The 18,222-nt window shown below is 69.1% G+C and carries 18 protein-coding genes; 11 read left to right on the top strand and 7 right to left on the bottom strand.

The window, feature by feature from the left end; all coding sequences use genetic code 11:
* Positions 1–38: 38 nt before the first annotated feature.
* Positions 39–989 (top strand): LysR family transcriptional regulator, encoded by a 951-nt coding sequence (locus tag HNP73_RS08945; protein ID WP_184148331.1) that lies wholly within the window; start codon positions 39–41, stop codon positions 987–989.
* Positions 990–1,281: 292 nt separating this feature from the next.
* Here the strand turns inward: HNP73_RS08945 and HNP73_RS08940 are convergent, their stop codons facing one another.
* The 5 genes from HNP73_RS08940 to HNP73_RS08920 are packed head-to-tail and all read right to left on the bottom strand — an operon-like array spanning position 1,282 to position 5,299.
* Positions 1,282–1,674 (bottom strand): hypothetical protein, encoded by a 393-nt coding sequence (locus HNP73_RS08940; protein ID WP_184148330.1) that lies wholly within the window; start codon positions 1,672–1,674, stop codon positions 1,282–1,284.
* The gene (locus tag HNP73_RS08935) at positions 1,671–2,378 is read right to left on the bottom strand and encodes an ABC transporter ATP-binding protein (protein ID WP_184148329.1); all 708 of its coding nucleotides are present in this window, start codon (positions 2,376–2,378) and stop codon (positions 1,671–1,673) included. Before HNP73_RS08935 ends, HNP73_RS08940 begins: the two co-directional genes overlap by 4 nt.
* Positions 2,379–2,382: 4 nt before the next feature.
* Positions 2,383–3,516: an ABC transporter permease gene (locus tag HNP73_RS08930; RefSeq protein ID WP_184148328.1), complete on the bottom strand. Its 1,134-nt coding sequence runs from the start codon at positions 3,514–3,516 to the stop codon at positions 2,383–2,385.
* Complete coding sequence (locus HNP73_RS08925) at positions 3,513–4,676, bottom strand: efflux RND transporter periplasmic adaptor subunit (protein WP_184148327.1); 1,164 nt, start codon at positions 4,674–4,676, stop codon at positions 3,513–3,515. The genes HNP73_RS08930 and HNP73_RS08925 overlap by 4 nt, the downstream gene beginning before the upstream one ends.
* The gene (locus HNP73_RS08920) at positions 4,673–5,299 is read right to left on the bottom strand and encodes a TetR/AcrR family transcriptional regulator (RefSeq protein WP_184148326.1); all 627 of its coding nucleotides are present in this window, start codon (positions 5,297–5,299) and stop codon (positions 4,673–4,675) included. The genes HNP73_RS08925 and HNP73_RS08920 overlap by 4 nt, the downstream gene beginning before the upstream one ends.
* 236 nt (positions 5,300–5,535) lie before the next feature.
* Here HNP73_RS08920 and HNP73_RS08915 point away from each other — a divergent pair, with 236 nt between their 5' ends.
* Positions 5,536–6,066 carry a hypothetical protein gene (locus HNP73_RS08915; RefSeq protein WP_184148325.1) on the top strand — a complete coding sequence of 177 codons (531 nt, stop codon included), beginning with the start codon at positions 5,536–5,538 and terminating at the stop codon, positions 6,064–6,066.
* Positions 6,067–6,142: 76 nt separating this feature from the next.
* Here the strand turns inward: HNP73_RS08915 and HNP73_RS08910 are convergent, their stop codons facing one another.
* A complete protein-coding gene (locus tag HNP73_RS08910; RefSeq protein ID WP_246399697.1) occupies positions 6,143–6,421 on the bottom strand; it encodes an ArsR/SmtB family transcription factor in 279 nt (92 codons plus the stop codon).
* A 153-nt stretch (positions 6,422–6,574) separates the two neighbouring features.
* Here HNP73_RS08910 and HNP73_RS08905 point away from each other — a divergent pair, with 153 nt between their 5' ends.
* The 4 genes from HNP73_RS08905 (at position 6,575) to HNP73_RS08890 (ending at position 11,980) form a co-directional block, all read left to right on the top strand.
* Positions 6,575–6,775 carry a YgaP family membrane protein gene (locus HNP73_RS08905; RefSeq protein ID WP_184148323.1) on the top strand — a complete coding sequence of 67 codons (201 nt, stop codon included), beginning with the start codon at positions 6,575–6,577 and terminating at the stop codon, positions 6,773–6,775.
* A gap of 8 nt (positions 6,776–6,783) precedes the next feature.
* Positions 6,784–7,731, top strand: coding sequence for an efflux RND transporter periplasmic adaptor subunit (locus HNP73_RS08900; protein WP_184148322.1), 948 nt, complete (start codon positions 6,784–6,786; stop codon positions 7,729–7,731).
* Positions 7,728–10,931: an efflux RND transporter permease subunit gene (locus HNP73_RS08895; protein WP_184148321.1), complete on the top strand. Its 3,204-nt coding sequence runs from the start codon at positions 7,728–7,730 to the stop codon at positions 10,929–10,931. Before HNP73_RS08900 ends, HNP73_RS08895 begins: the two co-directional genes overlap by 4 nt.
* 218 nt (positions 10,932–11,149) lie before the next feature.
* Positions 11,150–11,980 (top strand): IclR family transcriptional regulator, encoded by an 831-nt coding sequence (locus HNP73_RS08890; RefSeq protein ID WP_184148320.1) that lies wholly within the window; start codon positions 11,150–11,152, stop codon positions 11,978–11,980.
* A gap of 43 nt (positions 11,981–12,023) precedes the next feature.
* Here HNP73_RS08890 and HNP73_RS08885 read toward each other — a convergent pair whose 3' ends face one another.
* Entirely contained in the window at positions 12,024–13,307 is a 1,284-nt protein-coding gene (locus tag HNP73_RS08885; protein ID WP_184148319.1) for an Hsp70 family protein, read from the bottom strand.
* 600 nt (positions 13,308–13,907) lie between these two features.
* On the opposite strand from HNP73_RS08885, the gene HNP73_RS08880 reads away from it, so the two are divergent.
* From HNP73_RS08880 to HNP73_RS08865, 5 genes are read left to right on the top strand one after another with little or no spacing between them, the layout of a single operon-like run.
* Positions 13,908–15,266: an ABC transporter substrate-binding protein gene (locus HNP73_RS08880; protein ID WP_184148318.1), complete on the top strand. Its 1,359-nt coding sequence runs from the start codon at positions 13,908–13,910 to the stop codon at positions 15,264–15,266.
* Complete coding sequence (locus HNP73_RS08875) at positions 15,251–16,285, top strand: ABC transporter ATP-binding protein (RefSeq protein WP_184148317.1); 1,035 nt, start codon at positions 15,251–15,253, stop codon at positions 16,283–16,285. The genes HNP73_RS08880 and HNP73_RS08875 overlap by 16 nt, the downstream gene beginning before the upstream one ends.
* Positions 16,282–17,280, top strand: coding sequence for an oligopeptide/dipeptide ABC transporter ATP-binding protein (locus HNP73_RS08870; protein WP_184148316.1), 999 nt, complete (start codon positions 16,282–16,284; stop codon positions 17,278–17,280). The genes HNP73_RS08875 and HNP73_RS08870 overlap by 4 nt, the downstream gene beginning before the upstream one ends.
* Entirely contained in the window at positions 17,280–17,663 is a 384-nt protein-coding gene (locus HNP73_RS23225; RefSeq protein ID WP_246399696.1) for an ABC transporter permease family protein, read from the top strand. The genes HNP73_RS08870 and HNP73_RS23225 overlap by 1 nt, the downstream gene beginning before the upstream one ends.
* On the top strand, positions 17,581–18,216 hold the full coding sequence (locus HNP73_RS08865; RefSeq protein ID WP_246399695.1) for an ABC transporter permease: 636 nt from the start codon (positions 17,581–17,583) through the stop codon (positions 18,214–18,216). The genes HNP73_RS23225 and HNP73_RS08865 overlap by 83 nt, the downstream gene beginning before the upstream one ends.
* Positions 18,217–18,222: the final 6 nt, after the last annotated feature.

Here is an 18,222-nt window from a genome sequence, read left to right as displayed (position 1 = left end):
GTTGATCATTTCTAGATAAATTTGTATAACATATCGCTATGAAGCTGGACGAACGGCACCTGATTCAACTCGCCGCCGTGGTGCAGGCCGGCGGCGTCACCGAGGGCGCGGCCCTGATCGGCATGACGCAGCCCGCGCTCTCGCGCACGCTCGCCATGCTGGAGAAGCGCATCGGCGAGCCGTTGTTCGTCAAGGGCAAGCGCCCCCTGCAACCGACACCGCTCGGCAAGGCGCTGGCCGAGCACGGCCAGTCGATGCTGTCGGCGTCGCGCCGGGCATCGGCGCTGGTCGACGGCTTTCACAAGGGCTCCACCGGACTGGTCCGGGTCGGCGGCACGCCGTTCTTCATGGACGCCCTGATCGCCGGCATGACGGCCGAGTTCCAGAACGCCCGACCCGACATCAGGGTCGAGCAGAGTTACGGCTACCTCGCGACCTTGCGCGACGCGCTCGACGCCGACCGGATCGACCTTGCCATCAGTCCGGTCGACATCCTCGAGGAAGGCTCCGGCCTTACGTTCCAGATCATCCTTCCCGGCCGCAACGTCGTCGCCTGCCGGGTCGCGCATCCGCTCCTGCGCACCCGCAAGCTCGACACCCGGCGCCTGCTGGAATTTCCCTGGATCGCGCCGCCGCAAGGCAGTCCGCTGCTGGCCGACCTGCACAGTCTGGCGCTCTCGCTCGGCGCAACGGAAATCAGGGTGCGCTACTCCGGCGGCTCGCTGACCAGCGCCGTCAACTACATGAAGGAGAGCGACGCGCTGACGATCCTGCCGCACAGCGTGGTCTTCGCGTACCGGAACGAGAAGTCGATCGCAGCCCTGCCGGTCGAGATCCCTCACCCCGAACGCGGACTGGGGCTCCTGCGCCGCCTCGACGGCGTGCGAGCCCCGGCGGTCGACGCCTTCGCGTCACACATCGCGAAGAGCTTCAACAGCCTGGAGATCCTCATCAAGCGGCACGAACAGGCGGCGATCTGGGGCATGTAGACCGACACGCCCGCCTCAGACGTCGCACGGGCGCCGGCAGCCGCTCCGACAAGCCATCTCCGCGGTTGCGGGACACGGATCGGCGCCGGGGGCGCGTACTTCATCGCGAGCGGTTCATCCCCGCGCGTGCGGGGAACAGTCTGGCTGGAAGCCATTAAATCCGCGCGGTTTTAGCAATATCAAGGAGCCAAATCCGGCACGGAACGCGGCGGAGTCGCTGGTGCAAGACCGGGCCGTGACGACCCGGCATCAGCCTGATCGGCCTGCTGCCCCGGTCTGGCCGACGGCCGGGCTACTCCACCACCCTGAACCCGACGATCATGATCACCAGCCACACCACCGATCGCAGGGTCATCGCCCCCACGGTGCGGACCTCGAAGGCACCACCGTTCACGACATGGATCCCGAAGGCCACGAAGACGCCGAGCGTCGCGAGCAGGATCGCGGCGGAGAGCACGACCGCCCAGCGCCGCCGGGCGAGCAACCCGGCGCCGGCGGCGACGTAGGCAAAGCCTGCGAAGGTATTGAACCAGAGCACGAACGGCACTGCGTTGCCGACGGCGGCGCGTGCCTCCGCGCCGCCGAAGAGCGCGCGGCCGCCGGCGAAGATGGTGAGCAGGCCGAACACGATCGCGACGCCGGCGGCGACCCGCAGTCCGGTCCGCGCCGCACCTGTTCTCGTCATTTTCGCACTCCTTCCTGAGACTCGAGCCGCCCGTCGCGGAGGTGGAAGATCCGGTCGAACCGGTTGTAGATCTTCTCGTCATGGGTGACGGCGATGATGCAGGCGTCCTGCTCGGCGGCGAGCTTGCGCAGCAGGTCCATGACGATGCCCGCGCGATGGGAGTCGAGTGCCGCCGTCGGCTCGTCCGCGAGGATGATGCGCGGGCTGTTGGCGAGCGCGCGCGCGATCGCCACGCGCTGCGCCTCACCGCCCGAGAGCTTCGCCGGCATCGCGTCCTTGCGGTTGCCGATCTCGAGGTAGTCGAGCAACTCGATGGCCCGACGCCTCGCGGTCGCGGCGTCCTTGCCCGCGAGACGCAGGACCAGCGCCACGTTGTCGGTGGCATCGAGGAACGGCAGGAGGTTGTGGAACTGGAAGATGAAGCCGATCTTGTCGAGCCGGAGCCGCCGGAGATTGCCGCGCAGCCATCGGCCGTCGTAAACTGTCTCGCCATCCAGCACCATCCGCCCGCCATCGGGGTCGAGAATACAGCCGATGACGTTCAGGAGCGTCGTCTTGCCCGATCCCGAAGGCCCGAGCAGCGCCACCACCTCGCCCGCCGCCACCGTGAGGCCGACCTCGCGCAGGGCATCGACCCGCGCCGCGCCTTCGCCGAAGTGCTTGGAGATGCCGGAGATTTCGACCAGGTTGTCACGCCCTGACATGGCCTCACCCTCCGAGCGCGGTTGCGGGATCGACCCGGAGCGCCGCCCGGACCCCAAGGCCGCTCGCAGCGATGCAGACGACCGTGATGATGCCGGCCAGTGCCAGCGCGTTCACCGGCTCGAGCACCACGCGCCGCGGAAAGACGTCCTTGATCAGCATCACGAGGATCAGCCCGAAGGCCCAGCCGACGCCGCCGAGCGCCAGCGACTGCTGGACGATCAGCCCGATGATCGTGCGGTCGGGCGCGCCGATGAGCTTCAGCGTGGCGATCTGGCGCAGCTTCTCCATGGTCATCGTGTAGATGATGAGCGCGATCACCACGGCCGAGACCGCGAGCAGGATGCCCATGAAGAGCCCGATCTGCCGCCGGGCGCGGTCGACGACGGAGCTGGTGAGCAGGTGCTCCTGCTCGGCCTGCGTCAGTGCCGCGAGATGCTTCCAGCGGCGGATGGTCTCGACCACGTCCTCCCCCGAGGCGCCGGGGGCGATGCGGGCCACCACCGCGTTGACGGTGTTCCGGTTCTCGATGGCGGCGCCGCGCGCCATCTGGACCCGGGCGGCTGGCGGTGCGAGCTCGAACTGGAGCCGCTGGGCATCACGCAGCGGCAGGTAGACCGCAGGATCGCCGCCGGAGTTCACCTGATCCCGGACGAGGCCGACCACCTCGAACGTGTCGCGCCCGAGCGGGATGCGATCGCCGAGTGACAGCCCCGCGCCGAGGTCGGCGACGATCTCGTGGTGGCTGCGCCCGATCGGCCGGCCCGCCACCAGATCGCGCGGGGCGCCGAGCCGGCCGGGCTCGATCCCGACGAGGTAGAGCCGATGCGCCCGACCGCCGTAAGTGGTCTCGACGGTCTGGTAGGTCAGGCTGCCGGCGGCGTCGATGCCGTGCAGGCGCGCGATCGCGTCCCGCGTTTCGCCGGGGATCCGCGACGCCTCGGCGAAGGGCCCTTGCGTGCCGGCTTCCACCACCCAGACGTCGGCGTCAGGCGCCCGGACGATGGTCAGGGCATCGACGACGAGGCCGTTGTAGATGCCGATCATCGACAGCACGACCGCCATCAGCAGGCTGAGACCGAGGCAGGTCAGCAGGAAACGGAAGAGGTTGTGGCGCACATCCCGGTAAGCGAGGTTCATCGCGTGCTCTCCTGCCGCACCCGCGCCCGCCGCCCCTCCCCGACGCCGTCGAGGCGGGTCGCCACGATCTGGGCGCCGGCCGGCAAGCCGTCGATGACCTCGAGCCGGGCGTCCTCGCTGCGGTGGCCGAACGTCAGCTCGGCCGTCGCGAGCCGGCCGTTCTCGACGAGCCAGACCCGTCCGGTGCTGCCGTCGAAGCCACTCACCGCAAGCTCGGGCACCAGCAGCGCGTCGTCGAGTTCGGCCACGGTGATCCAGACCTCGATCTGCTCGCCGAGGTGAACCTGCGGCGGGCACTGGTCGCATTTCACCCAGACGCGACGCTCCTCGTTCACCCTGTCGCTCTCGATGCCGATCCGCACCACGGTCCCGGGGAAGACCGTCCGGGGCTGCGAGCGCAGGCGGATCCCGGCGGGCTGGCCCACCTGGATCGCGCCGGCCCGGCCCTCGTCGATAAAGGCGAGTGCCCAGACGGTTTCGGGCGCCATGAGCGTGAAGATCACCTGTCCGGGCGCCACCACGGTCCCCGTCTCCACATGGCGCTCGACAACGATGGCGTGAAACGGCGCCCTGAGGGTGTGCTGGTCGAGAACTGTCCGCTCGTAGCCGAGCGCCGCTTCGGCATCGGCCACCAGCGCCGCCGCAACGTCGACCTCGCTCCGCGCCACCGACAGGTCGGCGGCGGCGACGTCGGCATCCCGCCGGGCCACGTCGGCGGTCTGCTGCGAGGCGGCGTTCCGGGCGAGCAGGCTTTGCTGGCGCGCGTTCTCGGTCTCGCGCTGGGCAAGGACCGCGCGGGCGCGCTCGACGTTGGTCTCGGCCTTCCGGACCGCCACCTCGGCGGCAAGCCTCCCCGCTTCCGCCCGCCGCACCCGCGCCTCCTGATCGGCAGCGTTCAGGCGGGCGAGCACGTCCCCCCACGCCACTTCATCGCCGTGGTCCGCGTCGAGTTCCGTCAGGGCGGCGCCGACCTCGAAGCCGACGCGGGACAGGACCTGCGCCTCGATCGTGCCGAGGCCGAAGACGCGGATGGCGACATTGTCCTCCGGCTCGACCACCGTCACGCTGACGGGGCGCAGGACAATGACCGCGTAGACGATGCCGGCGAGGACGGCCAACACCAGGGCACCGAGAGCGGCGCGGTAGATCGGGCGTTTCATGATCTGTCCTTCCCGGTTCCCGCCGCCGCCGACTGGCCGAGCAGCGTCAACTGAACGGCGAGGAGGCGGGCTCCCTCGGCCTCAAGCCCGAAGCGCCGCCGGCTGAGCGACCAGCGCAGCGCCAGTCCCTGCACGAGACCGATGAGGAGGAACGCGATGTCGTTCGGATCAATGTCGCCTGTCATCTCGCCTTCCCCCTGCGCCCGCCGGACTTCGCCGGCGATCGTCTGGTGAAACCGGCCCACCAGTTCGAGGAAGCGTGCCCGCAGGCCCTCGTTCTCCACATGCAGCTCACGCGAGAACAGGATTGCCGGGATGGCCGGCGTCGCCTCGATCAGCCGAAGCTGGGCACTGACGAGTTCGCCGATCCGCTCGACCGGACCCGACGGGCGATCCAGCACGTCGTCCCAGGCCGCCGTCATCCGGTCCGCAACGTTGTCCGCGACCGCCAGCCAGATGGCCTGCTTCGTTCGGAAGTGCCGGAAGATCGCCGGCTGGCTCACGCCGACCTCGGCGGCGATCACCTCGGTCGTCAGCCGATCCGGCCCCAGCGCGTCCGCCAGCCGCAGCGCCGCCGACACGATCTCCGACCTTCGCTCCTCTGCAGTCCTTCGCAACGCCATGGCGTGATCCCTTGGTGATTGTGCAATAACTAACTAACCACAGCGGCGTTTCAAGGTGGCTCGATACCCGCATTCCGACAAACAGTCGGCATCCCGGCGGGTGTGCGGGCGGCAGAGGCGTATCTCACCGGAGCGCCCGTCCCTGACGCCACGCTGAAGCGAAGTCGCTGAACCCGTCAGGCTGGGCTCAGGCGGAGCCCGGACACTGACGGCATCTGTCGAGAGGAGACCTTGCGTTGGAAAAGCTCGTGCATGCCCCGTTCATCGCTTCCGCCGTCCTGACCGCCTTCGCGGTGACGGCGCACGCCGCGCCGCCGGACACCCCGCTGGCGCTCCGTCTGGAACACGCGGACTTCCTCGCGCAGTTCGCGGAGGCCGCAGCCACACCCGGCGAGGTCGGCGACGCGGCCCGCGCCGTGCTTCCGCTTTTCGACGCCCATGCCGAGGCGGAGGAGAGCACCGTCCTGCCGTTCCTCGGGATCGGAAACGCAGTCGTGGGGAAAGACGCCATGTGGCGGCTGGAGGCGGAACTGCCCCGGCTGTCGGACGCGACGACCGGGGTCATCGGTGCGCTGGCCGATCTCTACGCCGCCGCCGACGGGAACGGGCGGCCGGAGATCGCGCGTCTCGCCGAGCGGGCGATCTGGCATGAGATGGCCGACATCGAAGTCCTCTACCCGGCAGCGATCCTCGCGGGCTCGGCTGCCGGGACGGGCATGGCTTCCGCGGTCGCGGCGCACGGCGGGCCGGCGTCGCTCGGGCGGTGATCCGGTCCGGTCCCGATCAGGGCGGCGCTGCTTCCGCCCGATGATCGACCGGTGAGCGCCTCGAGGCGGCGTCGGATCAGGCGTCCGCCTCGGGCTTGCAGTAGATCCCGTAGAGCGCTTCCAGCAGAGCCCGCACTCGCGGGTCGCTGATACTGTAGTAAAGCACCTGGGCCTCGCGCCGGGTCGTGACCAGCCCGTCGGCCCGCAACCGGGCGAGATGCTGCGACAGCGCCGACTGGCTGAGACCCACCTCATCGGCAAGCGCGCCCACCGACATCTCGCCGGTGAGCCACAGCCGGCAGAGCACCAGCAGCCGCTTCTCGTTCCCCAGCAGTCGCAAAGTGGCGCTTACCATGCCGACCTTCTGCTGCAGTGCGTCAATGTCGTTTTCTGTGTCCATGGCGATTATATCAGGCATTGCTAAATTAGGAACCGGTTATATATGTGTCAAGGACCGCAATGACGGCGGCCCGAAACGCACTCATCTGCACTCCGCAGGGGAAACTCAATGACACTCGACCGTTCCGTCCTCGCTTTCGCCGGGATCATGGTGCTGCTCTCGGTCGCCTTGACCGCCTGGGTGTCGCATCACTTCGTCTGGCTGACGATCTTCGTGGGATTCAATCTCTTCCAGTCGGCTTTCACGGGCTTCTGCCCGGCGGCGAAGATGCTCCGCAAGCTCGGCTTCCGCCCCGGCGCCGCTTTCTGAGGCCCCCCATGCGCGTCCTGACTCTTGTCGCCGGCCTCCTCGCCTCTGGCGCGGCGTCGGCGGGAACCCTCACGCTCGCGCCTGAGGCGATCACCGAATGGAAGCCGATCTACGGCACGGTCGCCCCCCGAACCGAGGTTCCGGCCCGTGCCCGCATCGGAGGTCTGATCGAGGAACTGCTCGTCACGGAGGGGGACGCGGTCACCGCGGGCCAGCGCATTGCGATGGTCCGCGACGACAAGATCGGCTTCCAGATCGCGGCCTATGACGCGCAGATCAAGGCCTTGCAGGCACAGCTTACCACGGCCGAGACCGAACTCGGCCGCGGCGAGACCCTGATCGCGCGCGGCGTCACCACCGCCCAGCGCCTCGACCAGCTTCGCACCACCGTCGACGTGACCCGGGGCCAGCTCGCGGCCGCCGAGGCCAGCCGGGCGGTGGTCGTCCAGCAAGGCGCCGAGGGTGACGTGCTGGCGCCCGAGGACGGCCGCGTCCTGACGGTGCCTGTCACCCGTGGCGCGGTCATCCTCGCCGGAGAGCCGGTGGCGACCATCGGCTCCGGTGGGCTCTTCCTGCGCCTGTCCGTGCCCGAACGGCACGCCTCGGCGCTGAAGGAAGGCGACACGATCCGCATCGGCTCGGATACCCCGGCCGAGGGGCACCTCGCCAGGCTCTACCCCGAGATCACCGGCGGCCGGGTCACGGCGGACGTCGAAGTCGCCAACCTGCCCGGTGCCTTCGTCAATGCCCGCGTGCCGGTCTCGCTGCCGGTCGGGGAGCGCGACGCGCTGCTCGTGCCCGCCGCGGCGGTCGCGACCCGCTCGGGCATCGACTTCGTGACGGTGATGGAGGGCGGCGCCGCGGTCGCCCGCACCGTCGTCCTCGGCGAGCCGGTCGGTGACCGGATCGAGGTGCTGACCGGCCTCGCCGCCGGAGATGAGATCGTGGTGCCATGAGTGACCGTGAGGGCGCGGAGCCAAATCTCGGGATCGCCGGGCGGCTCACCCGTGCGACGATCGCCTCGCCGCTGACGCCGCTGTTCCTGATCGCCGCCGTGGTCTTCGGCCTGCTGGCGCTGGTGTCGCTGCCGCGCGAGGAGGAGCCGCAGATCTCGGTGCCGATGGTCGACATCATCGTCCGCGCCGACGGCCTCAAGGCCGAGGACGCGGTCAAGCTCGTCACCGAACCGCTCGAGACCATCGTCAAGGCGATCAACGGCGTCGAGCACGTCTACTCCCAGACCTCGGACGACCGGACGATGGTCACGGCGCGCTTCGAGGTGGGCACCTCATCGGATGCGGCGATCCTGCGCGTCCACGAGAAGGTGCGGGCGAACTTCGACCGCATCCCCGTCGGCATCCCCGACCCGCTGATCATCGGCCGCGGCATCGACGACGTGGCGATCCTGTCGCTGACGCTGTCGCCCGCGCCGGCCGCGGCCGGGCGGATCACCCCCAACGACCTGACCCGCATCGCCCGCGAACTGCGCTCCGAGGTGGCGAAGGTCGAGAATGTCGGCCTCACCTATCTCGTCGGCGATACCGGCGAGATGCTGAGGGTCGCCCCGGACCCGAGCCGGCTCGCGCTCTACGGCGTCACGCTCCAGCAGCTCGTGGGCAAGGTCGAGGGCGCCAACCGCGCCTTCCCCGCCGGCAGCGTCCGCGACGGCGGCGAGCAGATCACCGTCCTTGCCGGGGAGTCGCTGCGCACGCCGGAGGAAATCGGCAACCTCCTCATCACCACCCGCGATGGCCGTCCGGTCTATGTCCGCGACGTCGCCGACGTCGGCTTTGCCATCGAGAGCGGCACGCGCCTCGTCTCGACGCTGGCACCCGGTGAAGACCGTGTCCCCGCCATCACCCTCGCCGTCGCCAAGCGGGCCGGCGCGAACGCCGTGACCGTGGCCGAGGCGATCCTCACCCGGGTCGACGAACTTCACGGGCCGCTTATCCCGGAGGACGTCCGCGTCGAGGTCACCCGGAACTACGGCGAGACCGCGAACGAGAAGGCGAACGAGCTCCTCTACCACCTGGGCCTCGCCACGGTTTCGATCATCGGCCTCGTCGTGATCGCCATCGGCTGGCGCGAGGGCGTGGTCGTTGCCGTCGTCATCCCGGTGACGATCCTCCTGACGCTCTTCGCCTCCTGGCTGATGGGCTACACCCTGAACCGCGTCTCGCTCTTCGCGCTGATCTTCTCGATCGGCATCCTCGTCGACGACGCGATCGTGGTGATCGAGAACATCGCCCGCCACTGGGCCATGCCCGGAAAGGACAATCGCCGGCAGGCCGCGATCGAGGCGGTGGCAGAAGTCGGCAACCCGACGATCGTCGCCACCCTGACCGTGGTCGCGGCACTGCTGCCCATGCTCTTCGTCTCGGGCATGATGGGTCCCTACATGAGCCCGATCCCGGCGAATGCCTCGGCGGCGATGATCTTCTCGTTCTTCGTCGCGGTGACGGTGACGCCGTGGCTCATGCTGAAGGTCGCGGGCCGCGCGCCCGCCGCGCATCACGACGGCGCCCACGGCACCGGCGGGGTGCTCGGCCGCGCCTACGCCGCCGTCGCCCGGCCGCTCCTTGCGACCAAGGCGCGAAGCTGGTTGTTCCTCGTCGCGGTCGGCGTGCTGACCCTTGGCTCGCTCTCGCTCTTCTACACCCAGCACGTGACGGTGAAGCTGCTGCCCTTCGACAACAAGTCAGAGCTTCAGGTGGTGATCGACCTGCCCGAAGGCGCCTCGGTCGAGGCGACCGACGCGGTGGCGCAGGCGGTGGCGCGGACCGTTCTCGCGCTGCCCGAGGTGCGCTCGGCGCAGGTGCACGCGGGCACCGCCGCGCCCTTCAACTTCGGCGGCCTCGTGCGCCACGCCTATTTCCGGGCGGGCCCGGAAATGGGTGACGTCGCGATCAACCTCGTCCCGAAGGAGGACCGCGACCGGGCGAGCCACGCGATCGCGCTCGATATCCGCGAGCGGCTCCGCGCGCTCGACGTGCCACCCGGCACCGCACTCAAGGTGGTCGAGCCGCCGCCCGGGCCGCCGGTGCTCGCGACGCTTCTCGCCGAGATCTACGGGCCGGACCCGGAGACCCGCCGCGCCGTCGCAGAGCGCGTGGAGGCTGCGTTCCGCTCCGTGCCGTTCGTGGTCGACGTCGACAACTCGTTCGGCGACCCGGCCCGCCGGCTGCGCGCGACGATCTCGACCGACGACGCGGACTTTTACCGCGTGCAGGAGTCGGACGTCTTCGACACGCTGGCGATCCTCGGCGGCGGCACCACCGTCGGCTACTCGCACCGTGGCGACGGCCGCCAGCCGATCCCGATCAGGATCGAACGCCCGGCCGGCGAGCAGACCCTCGACGAACGGGCGCTGACGACGCCGATCCCGGCGAACGTGCTGCCGGGGGATCGCGGGGTGGTCGAGCTCGGCGACGTGGTGCGGATCAGCGAGGAGCAGGCGTCCTTTCCGGTCTACCGCCGGGATGGCCGCGCCGCCGAGATGGTGACGGCCGAGCTCGCGGGCGCCTTCGAGGCGCCGCTCTACGGCATGCTCGCCGTCCAGAAGGCGCTCGACGCGCAGGACTGGACCGGCCTGCCGAAGCCGGTGATCCGCCTGCACGGCCAGCCGGAGAGCGAGGCCCACCCCACCCTGCTCTGGGACGGCGAATGGGAAGTGACCTGGGTGACGTTCCGCGACATGGGCGCGGCGTTCATGGTGGCGCTGCTCGGGATCTACATCCTCGTCGTCGCGCAGTTCGGCTCGTTCAAGGTGCCGCTCGTCATCCTGACGCCGATCCCGCTCACCTTCATCGGCATCCTCGGCGGGCACTGGCTGTTCCACGCGCCGTTCACTGCCACCTCGATGATCGGCTTCATCGCGCTGGCGGGCATCATCGTGCGGAACTCGATCCTCCTCACGGACTTCATCCGCCACGGCGCGAGACCGGACCAGCCCCTGACCGAGACCCTGATCGAGGCCGGCTCGATCCGCTTCAAGCCGATCCTGCTCACGGCCCTCGCCGCGATGATCGGCGCCGGCGTGATCCTGACCGACCCGATCTTTCAGGGCCTCGCCATCTCGCTGCTCTTCGGCCTCGCCTCGTCGACGCTGCTGACGGTGCTGGTGATCCCGGCGATCTACCGCGTCCTGCGCACCTGAGCGGGCCGCAGGGGTCGGGTCTCGTTGCGAGGCCCGACCCTCACGTCAACGACCCCTCACGTCAACCACGCGCTGGCCCGGCGCAACGCAACTGTGACGATTGTGCATATTGACACATTATAATCCCGTCCTCCATGCTCGCCGGAGTTCCGACCTGCTGGAGACGGAGCGCCGGGCGTAACCGTTCCGGCCCCTGCCGGGAACAGGTGAGCGCACTCATGAAACCCTTTGAAACAGCGCCACGAACCGCCGGCAAATCCCGGCCCGCAGCCCGAGGAACGGTCAGTGTTCGCGGACGCGGCACGGATCGCATTCTCGACGTTCTCGACCATCTCGAAAGGGTATCCCCGGTCACAGTCAAGGATCTGGCCTCCGCACTGAAGGCTCCGAAATCCACCCTGTACCTGCTCGTCGAGCTTCTCGTGGCGCGCGAATACCTCGAACCGGCATCGGACGGACACTACCAGCTCGGGCCGCGCGCCGGCCGCCTCGGGATGGCCTACGGACGCACCAACAGCTTCCCGGCAGTGGCGCGCCAGCTGCTCCAGGAGCTCGCCGACGCCTCCGGCGTGGTCGCCGAACTCGTCGTGCTCGAAAACTGGACGCAGTTCGTCGCCTTCGCAATGACCAGCGCAGACAATCCCTACCTGCGCTCGTCGGAGGGCGCCCGCTTCCCCCTGCCCCACACCGCATCCGCGCGCTTCCTGCTGCGCGACGTACCGCCGAACACCATCCTCCGGGAAATCCCCGCCGAGCACTACCGGTTCCCGAACGGCGACTCGATCACGCCACAGGCGTTCATCGACGACATCGCCGCCAGCCGTGACGCGCTCGCCTGCTCGACCCGTGGCATCGTCGCCCCGCATCTGTCGTGCATCGCCGCGCCGTTGCTCGGCCCGGACGGAAAATGCCGCGCCGCAGTGTCACTGGTGATGCCGCTCGCGGAAATCGACGCACGCGAGGCGGCGCTGACCCAAACGGTGCTCAGGACGGCCGCCGCCCTGTCGGAACAGATGAGGATGATCCCCGTCAACATCCCCGGGACCTGATCCCGCCCGTTCCTCGTCGGCCAGAGACGCCGCCTGTCCCGGTTCAGCCTTCGGCCACCGCCCGGCGCGCCGAGTCGGTCCGGACGGGCATTGCCGTCGCGAGCGCGAGGCCATCCACCACGGCGGTGAAGGCTTCAGAGCGTTGCAGGGTTGCTTCGGGCAGCAGAACGCGGGCCATGTCGGTCACCAGCCGCATGAGGCTCGATCCCCCGACAAGGATCACGTTGCCGACCTCGTCCGCACGCAGGCCGGCCATTGCCAGCGTCTCGGCCGCCGCCTGCCGCAGGTCCTCGCCGAACCTGCCCATGCCGAGGCGGAGCGCCTCGGGCGTGAGGGGTGCCGTGAGGCCAGGCTCGATGAACTCCATCGCGATGCGGGCCTCAGGCGCGTTCTCGTTCGCCGCGATCTTGCCCCGCTCGACCGCGAAGGCGAGCTCATGGCCGAGTTCGTCCTCGAGCACCCGCACCAGCCGCCCAAGCTGCGCCGGTTCGGTCGCGAGCCGCGCCATCAGCGCCGCCTCCCGGCGCGTGGCGGGAGTGTAGAGGAAGGGGATCTTCGCCCACGTCGCGAGGTCCGCGTAGATCGCCTTCGGCACCGGCAGCAGCCCCGGTCCCATCTCGCGGCGCAGCTCGCCGCCGAGACCGAGGAGCGGCATCGCGTTCGCCAACGAGACCGCCTGATCGAAATCCGTGCCGCCGAGCCGGATGCCGTGGCTCGCCAGCACCTTCACCTCGTCGCCCTCGACCACGAAGGCGGTAAAGTCCGAGGTGCCGCCGCCGATGTCGACGACGAGTCCGGCGGGCCCGCTGGTCCCGAGGTGACGGCAGGCGAGCGCGGCGGCCTCGGGTTCGGCAAGGAACTCGACCTCCTCGAAACCGGCGGCGAGATAGCAGCTCCGCAGATCCGCCTCGGCCCGGGCGTCGCGCACCGGATCGGCGGTGTGAAAATGCACCGGGCGGCCCGAGAGCGCCCGCCGGTACCGCGCGCCGGTCGCGGCCTCGGCGCGCTCGCGCAGCGCCCGGAGGAAGGCCGCGATCACCTCCGCGAGTGTCTGCCGCCTGCCGCCGATCATCCGCGTCTCGTTGAGCAGCGGCCCGCCCAGCACGCTCTTCAGCGCCCGCATGTAGCGCCCCGGCTCACCGGAGATCAGCGCCTCGCTCGCCGCGTCGCCGATCCGCATCCCCCCGCCCTCGGTGGGGAAGAACACCGCCGTCGGCAGCGTATCCGACTCGGGCTGGATCGGCAGGCGGCGTGGAACGCCGTTCTCGAGGATGGCCGCGGCAGAGTTCGAGGTGCCGAAATCGATGGCGAGAGTATCCGGACGCATGGCAACCGCTCGTGAACTGGGAAGCGCGTGCGCTAACGGATCTGGCCAAGGGCGGCAAGCCGATGATCCCGGCTTCCAGCCTTGCGCCCCCGGCGGAAAGGATCGCCGACCTACCGGCGGACGGCTCGATATACCCCTGGGGTTAGAGGCAATCCGCGGTGGGAGGCCGACTGCACGAAATCCATCTTCCGGGACACCCGAGTTCCCGGCGAGCGCCGCCTTGGGAAAGCCCTCGGATCGCCGGGTGCCCAGAGCTCGAAACGGACTAGGGGCACCGGCATTGTTGACATCCACGCCGACACCCATATTGATCAAACTGGCAGTAGTCCTCCGCCTCCTGAAAGAGGGAGTTCGGGATGAACTAACGCGATTTGATCAAGGCCGCGATTACAGCGAGCGCAGTCGCGATTCTGCCGGTCGGCGGCTTCGCACGGTCCGCGCCCATCCGTCGGCAGAATTTCGTGGTGGCGGTGACCGGCGTCACCAACAACGGCACGCTGGTGCCGGAACGAGCTGAACAACAACGCCGAGACGATCTACCGAAGCTTCCTCGAGCCGCTCATAGCCCTGAACCAGAAGGGCGACGCCACCCTGAAGCCGGTGCTGGCGGAATCGTGGCGGCGGATCGACCCTCGGACGGTGGAGCTTTCCCTCCGAAAGGGCGTGAAGTTCCACGAAGGCGGGGACTTCACGGCGGAAGACGTGGCCTTCACGTTCGACGCACAGGGGATCACCGGCGACGGCAGTGGCGCGCTGTTCCCCGAGAAGGTGATCGCGGCCGCGCGCAACATCTTCTCGACGCTCGACCGGGTCGAGGTGGTCGATGCCCACACCGTCCGCCTCGTCGCACGCACGCCCGACATCGTGCTGGAGCAGCGGCTGGCGCGTCAGGCCATGGAGATCCACTCGAAGCAGGCGTTCCTCAAGGCCGCCGACTATGCCGCCTACAGCCGCGCGCCGGTCGGGACCGGACCCTTCAGGGTAAGGGAGTTCGACGCCGACCGACACCTGATCCTCGACGCCCATGCCGACTACTGGGGCGGCCTGCCGAACACCGATCGCGTGACCTTCCGGGTGGTGCCTGAGACCTCGTCGCGAGTGAATGGGCTCCTGAACGACGAATTCGATCTCATCACCAACCTGCCACCGGACCAGGTCGATATAGTTGGCCAGAACGCCGGGCTGGAGACGCTCGGCGACGTCATCGACGGCCAGCTCTTCCTCCAGTTGGTCAAGAACGACAAGCCACTCGCCGACCCGCGGATCCGGCAGGCCATCAGCCACGCCATCGACCGCCAGCTCATCGTGGACACGCTCTGGGCTGGCCGGACGATCGTGCCTCAGGGACGACAGTTCAAATCCTACGGCGACATGTTCATCGAGGACTGGCAGAACCCGGCCTACGACCCGGAGAAGGCAAGGGCCCTGCTGGCGGAAGCCGGCTATGCCGGCGAGCCGATCCCGTTCCGGGTCCAGAACGACTACTACCCGATGCAGGTCGCGACCGCACAAGTACTCGTCGACATGCTCTCGCAGGTCGGACTGAACGTCGAGATCCAGATGGTGGAGAGCGGCGCCAAGATGCAGGACAAGGCGACCCCGCGCGGGATGCGGGAATGGTCGAATGCCGCGCAGTTCGGCGACCCGATCGGCTCGCTGCTCGTCCAGCAGGGCAAAGGCGGCCTCGTCCGGGTGAACGACGAGTGGTCGAACGACCAGTTCGATGCAAAATCCGAGATCCTCGTCAGCGGCACCGATCCCGCCGCGCGCAAGGCGGCGTTCCGGCGGATGCTGGGAATCGTGGAAGTCGAGGATCCGTCCTACGTCATGCTCCACCAGCTCGCGAGCTTCTACGCGACCAGAGGTGGCTTCGAATGGCAGCCCGGCACGGGCCGCGCCCTCGACTTCCGCGCCGACAACCTGATCTTCAAGTCCTTAGACCGATGGAGGACAGAGTAGCCGCTCGGCCGCCAGACGCTCCGCTGATCGAGATCCGCAATCTCGCGATCCACTTCCGGACGAGGCAGCACCAGTTTCGCGCGCTGAGCGGCGTCAACCTGACCGTGGGTCGCGGCGAGGCCGTCGGACTGGTGGGTGAGAGCGGCAGCGGCAAGAGCATCACCTGGCTCGCGGCGCTCGGGCTGCTCGGGCCGCGCGCGCGTGTCTCGGGTGAGGTGCTCCTCGACGGGCGCGATCTGCTTGGCCTCGACGAAACCGCGATCACCGGCGTCCGAGGCCGGGAGATCGCGATGATCTTTCAGGACGCCAGCAGCTCGCTCAACCCGCTCCGCACGATCGGCTCGCAGATCCGCGAGAGCCTGCGCCACCACTGGGGGATGGACCGGAACACGGCACATGCGGAGGCAAAGCGGCTGCTCGACCGCGTGCAGATCCCGTTCGCCGCCCAGCGCCTGAAGGACTATCCCCACCAGCTTTCGGGCGGCATGAACCAGCGGGTGATGATCGCCATCGCCCTCGCCGGCCGGCCGCGCCTGCTCGTGGCCGACGAGCCGACGACGGCGCTCGATGCCACTGTGCAGGCGCAGATCCTCGACCTGCTCGACGAACTCAGGCGCGACACCGGGATGGCGCTCGCCCTCATCTCGCATGATTTCGGCGTGGTGGCGGAGAACTGCGACCGGGTGGTTGTGCTCTATGCCGGGCGTGTCATGGAGAACGCGCAGAACTCCGAGATCTTCATTCGGCCGGCGCACCCCTACACGCGAGGGCTGCTTGCCGCGATCCCCGACAGTGCCGGGGAGCGCACCCGCCCGATCCGTGGATCGGTGCCCGAGCCGTGGAGCCCGCCCCCCGGCTGCGTCTTCGAGCCGCGCTGCGATTTCGCGAGGCCCGAGTGCCGGGCCGCGCAGCCGCCCCTCGCGAGCCCCGCCGGTGCGACGGCCATGCATCGCTCCGCCTGCCTCAGGCGAGACGAGATGGCGACGGCCACCGCAAGACAGGAGATGGTGGCCTCGTGACCGATCTTCTCGTCGCCGAGAACCTCGTCCGTCACTACGCCGTGCGCTTGCCCGGCGGGCTTTTCGGGCGGCAGGCAGTCCTGAAGGCCCTCGACGGCGTCTCCTTCAGCCTCAGGCGGGGCCGCATCGTCGGGGAGAGCGGCTGCGGCAAGTCCACGACCGCGGGCCTCAGCATCGACCTCATCCCTCCGACCAGCGGCCGAACCCTGCTCGACGGCGAGCCGATCGCGGGCACCGACGATGCCCGCTGGCGCCGCCAGCGGCGCGACATGCAGATGGTCTTTCAGGATCCGCTCTCCGCCCTTGACCGCCGCATCCCGGTCGGCCGGCAGGTGATGGAGCCGCTGCTGATCCACGGGCTCGGCGACAGGGCCGAGCGCGAGGCGCGGGCACGCGCGGTGCTTGGCAACGTCGGCCTGCAACCGCACCACTTCGACCGCTATCCGCACGAGCTCTCCGGCGGCCAGCGGCAGCGGGTGGTCCTCGCCCGGGCGCTGACGCTGAACCCCTCGGTGCTGGTCTGTGACGAGCCGGTCTCGGCGCTCGACGTCTCGATCCAGGCGCAGGTCCTGAACCTGCTCGAACGGCTGCAGGCAGAATTCGACCTCGCGTATCTCTTCATCAGCCATGACCTGAAGGTGGTGCGGCAGATCAGCCACGATGTCGCGGTGATGTACCTCGGGCGGATCGTCGAGCAGGGGCCGCCGAAGCGGCTCTTCGAGCAGCCGGAACACCCCTACACCCGGATGCTGGTCGATGCGGTCCCCGCGGTGCTCGGCGGCGGCAGGCGGTTTAGGCGGCGCATCCAGCCCCGCGGCGAGCCGCCGAACCCCATCGACGTGCCCACCGGCTGTCCCTTCCGCCCGCGCTGCCCGCTCGCGCAGCAGCTCTGCATGGCCGAGCGGCCGACGCTCGAGCGGCTGCCGGACGGCCAGCTCGTCGCATGCCATGCGGCGCACGGCCGGATCCCCGGTCCTCTCGCAAGGACCGCGTGATGCAGGGATTCATCCTGATCAAGCTCCTTCGGGCCACGGCGACGGTGGTGGCGGTCGTGACCTTCGCCTTTCTTGCACTGCACGCGGCGGGCGACCCCGCGACGGTCATGCTCTCGCCCGACACGCCGCCCGAGGTGCTCGCCGCCTTCCGCAAGGAGTGGGGTCTCGACCAGACGCTCTGGCAGCAGTACCTCGCCTACTGGTCCAACATCCTCCACGGCAACTTCGGCCAGAGCATACGCGACGGCCGGCCAGCGCTCGAACTGGTGCTCGACCGCCTGCCCCGCCACGCTGACGCTGATGATCCCGGCGCTCGTCTTCAAGATCGGCATCGGTATCCCTGCGGGCATCTTTGCGGCGCTGAATCGCAACACGTGGATTGACCGCCTGACGATCGCCGCGGCGGTCTTCAGCCACGCGGTGCCGAACTTCGTCATGGGCTTTCTCCTCGTCATCATCTTCTCCGTCACGCTGCACTGGTTCTCCTCCGGCGGCTTCGAGCGGCCCTCAGACCTCGTCCTGCCCGTCCTGACGCTTGGCACGGCCGGGGCGGCCGTCATCGCGCGTTTCACCCGCTCGGCGATGGTGGAGGTGCTGAGCCAGCCCTACGTCATCGCCGCGCGCGCCAAGGGCCTGCCCTGGCGGAGGGTCGTAATCACCCACGTCCTGCCGAACGCGGCCGTGCCGACGCTCACGATCATCGGCCTGATGATCGGCAGCCTCGTCGCAGGGGCGGTGATCGTGGAGACAGTGTTCAGCTGGCCCGGCGTCGGGCGCCTCCTCGTGCTCTCGGTCTCGAGCCGGGACATGGCGGTGGTGCAGACCCTTCTGATCCTCATCGCCACGTCGATGGTCACGGCGAACCTCGTGGTCGATTTCCTCTACGGGGTGATCGACCCGCGCATCCGCGTCGCCCGCGCGACGCCGGCCAGGTAAGCGGAC

It is taken from the genome of Amaricoccus macauensis (assembly GCF_014201905.1).
In the GTDB taxonomy this organism is placed as follows: domain Bacteria; phylum Pseudomonadota; class Alphaproteobacteria; order Rhodobacterales; family Rhodobacteraceae; genus Amaricoccus; species Amaricoccus macauensis.
Note: the sequence above shows the minus strand (reverse complement) of the source record. Positions and strands in the feature narration are given on the sequence as shown.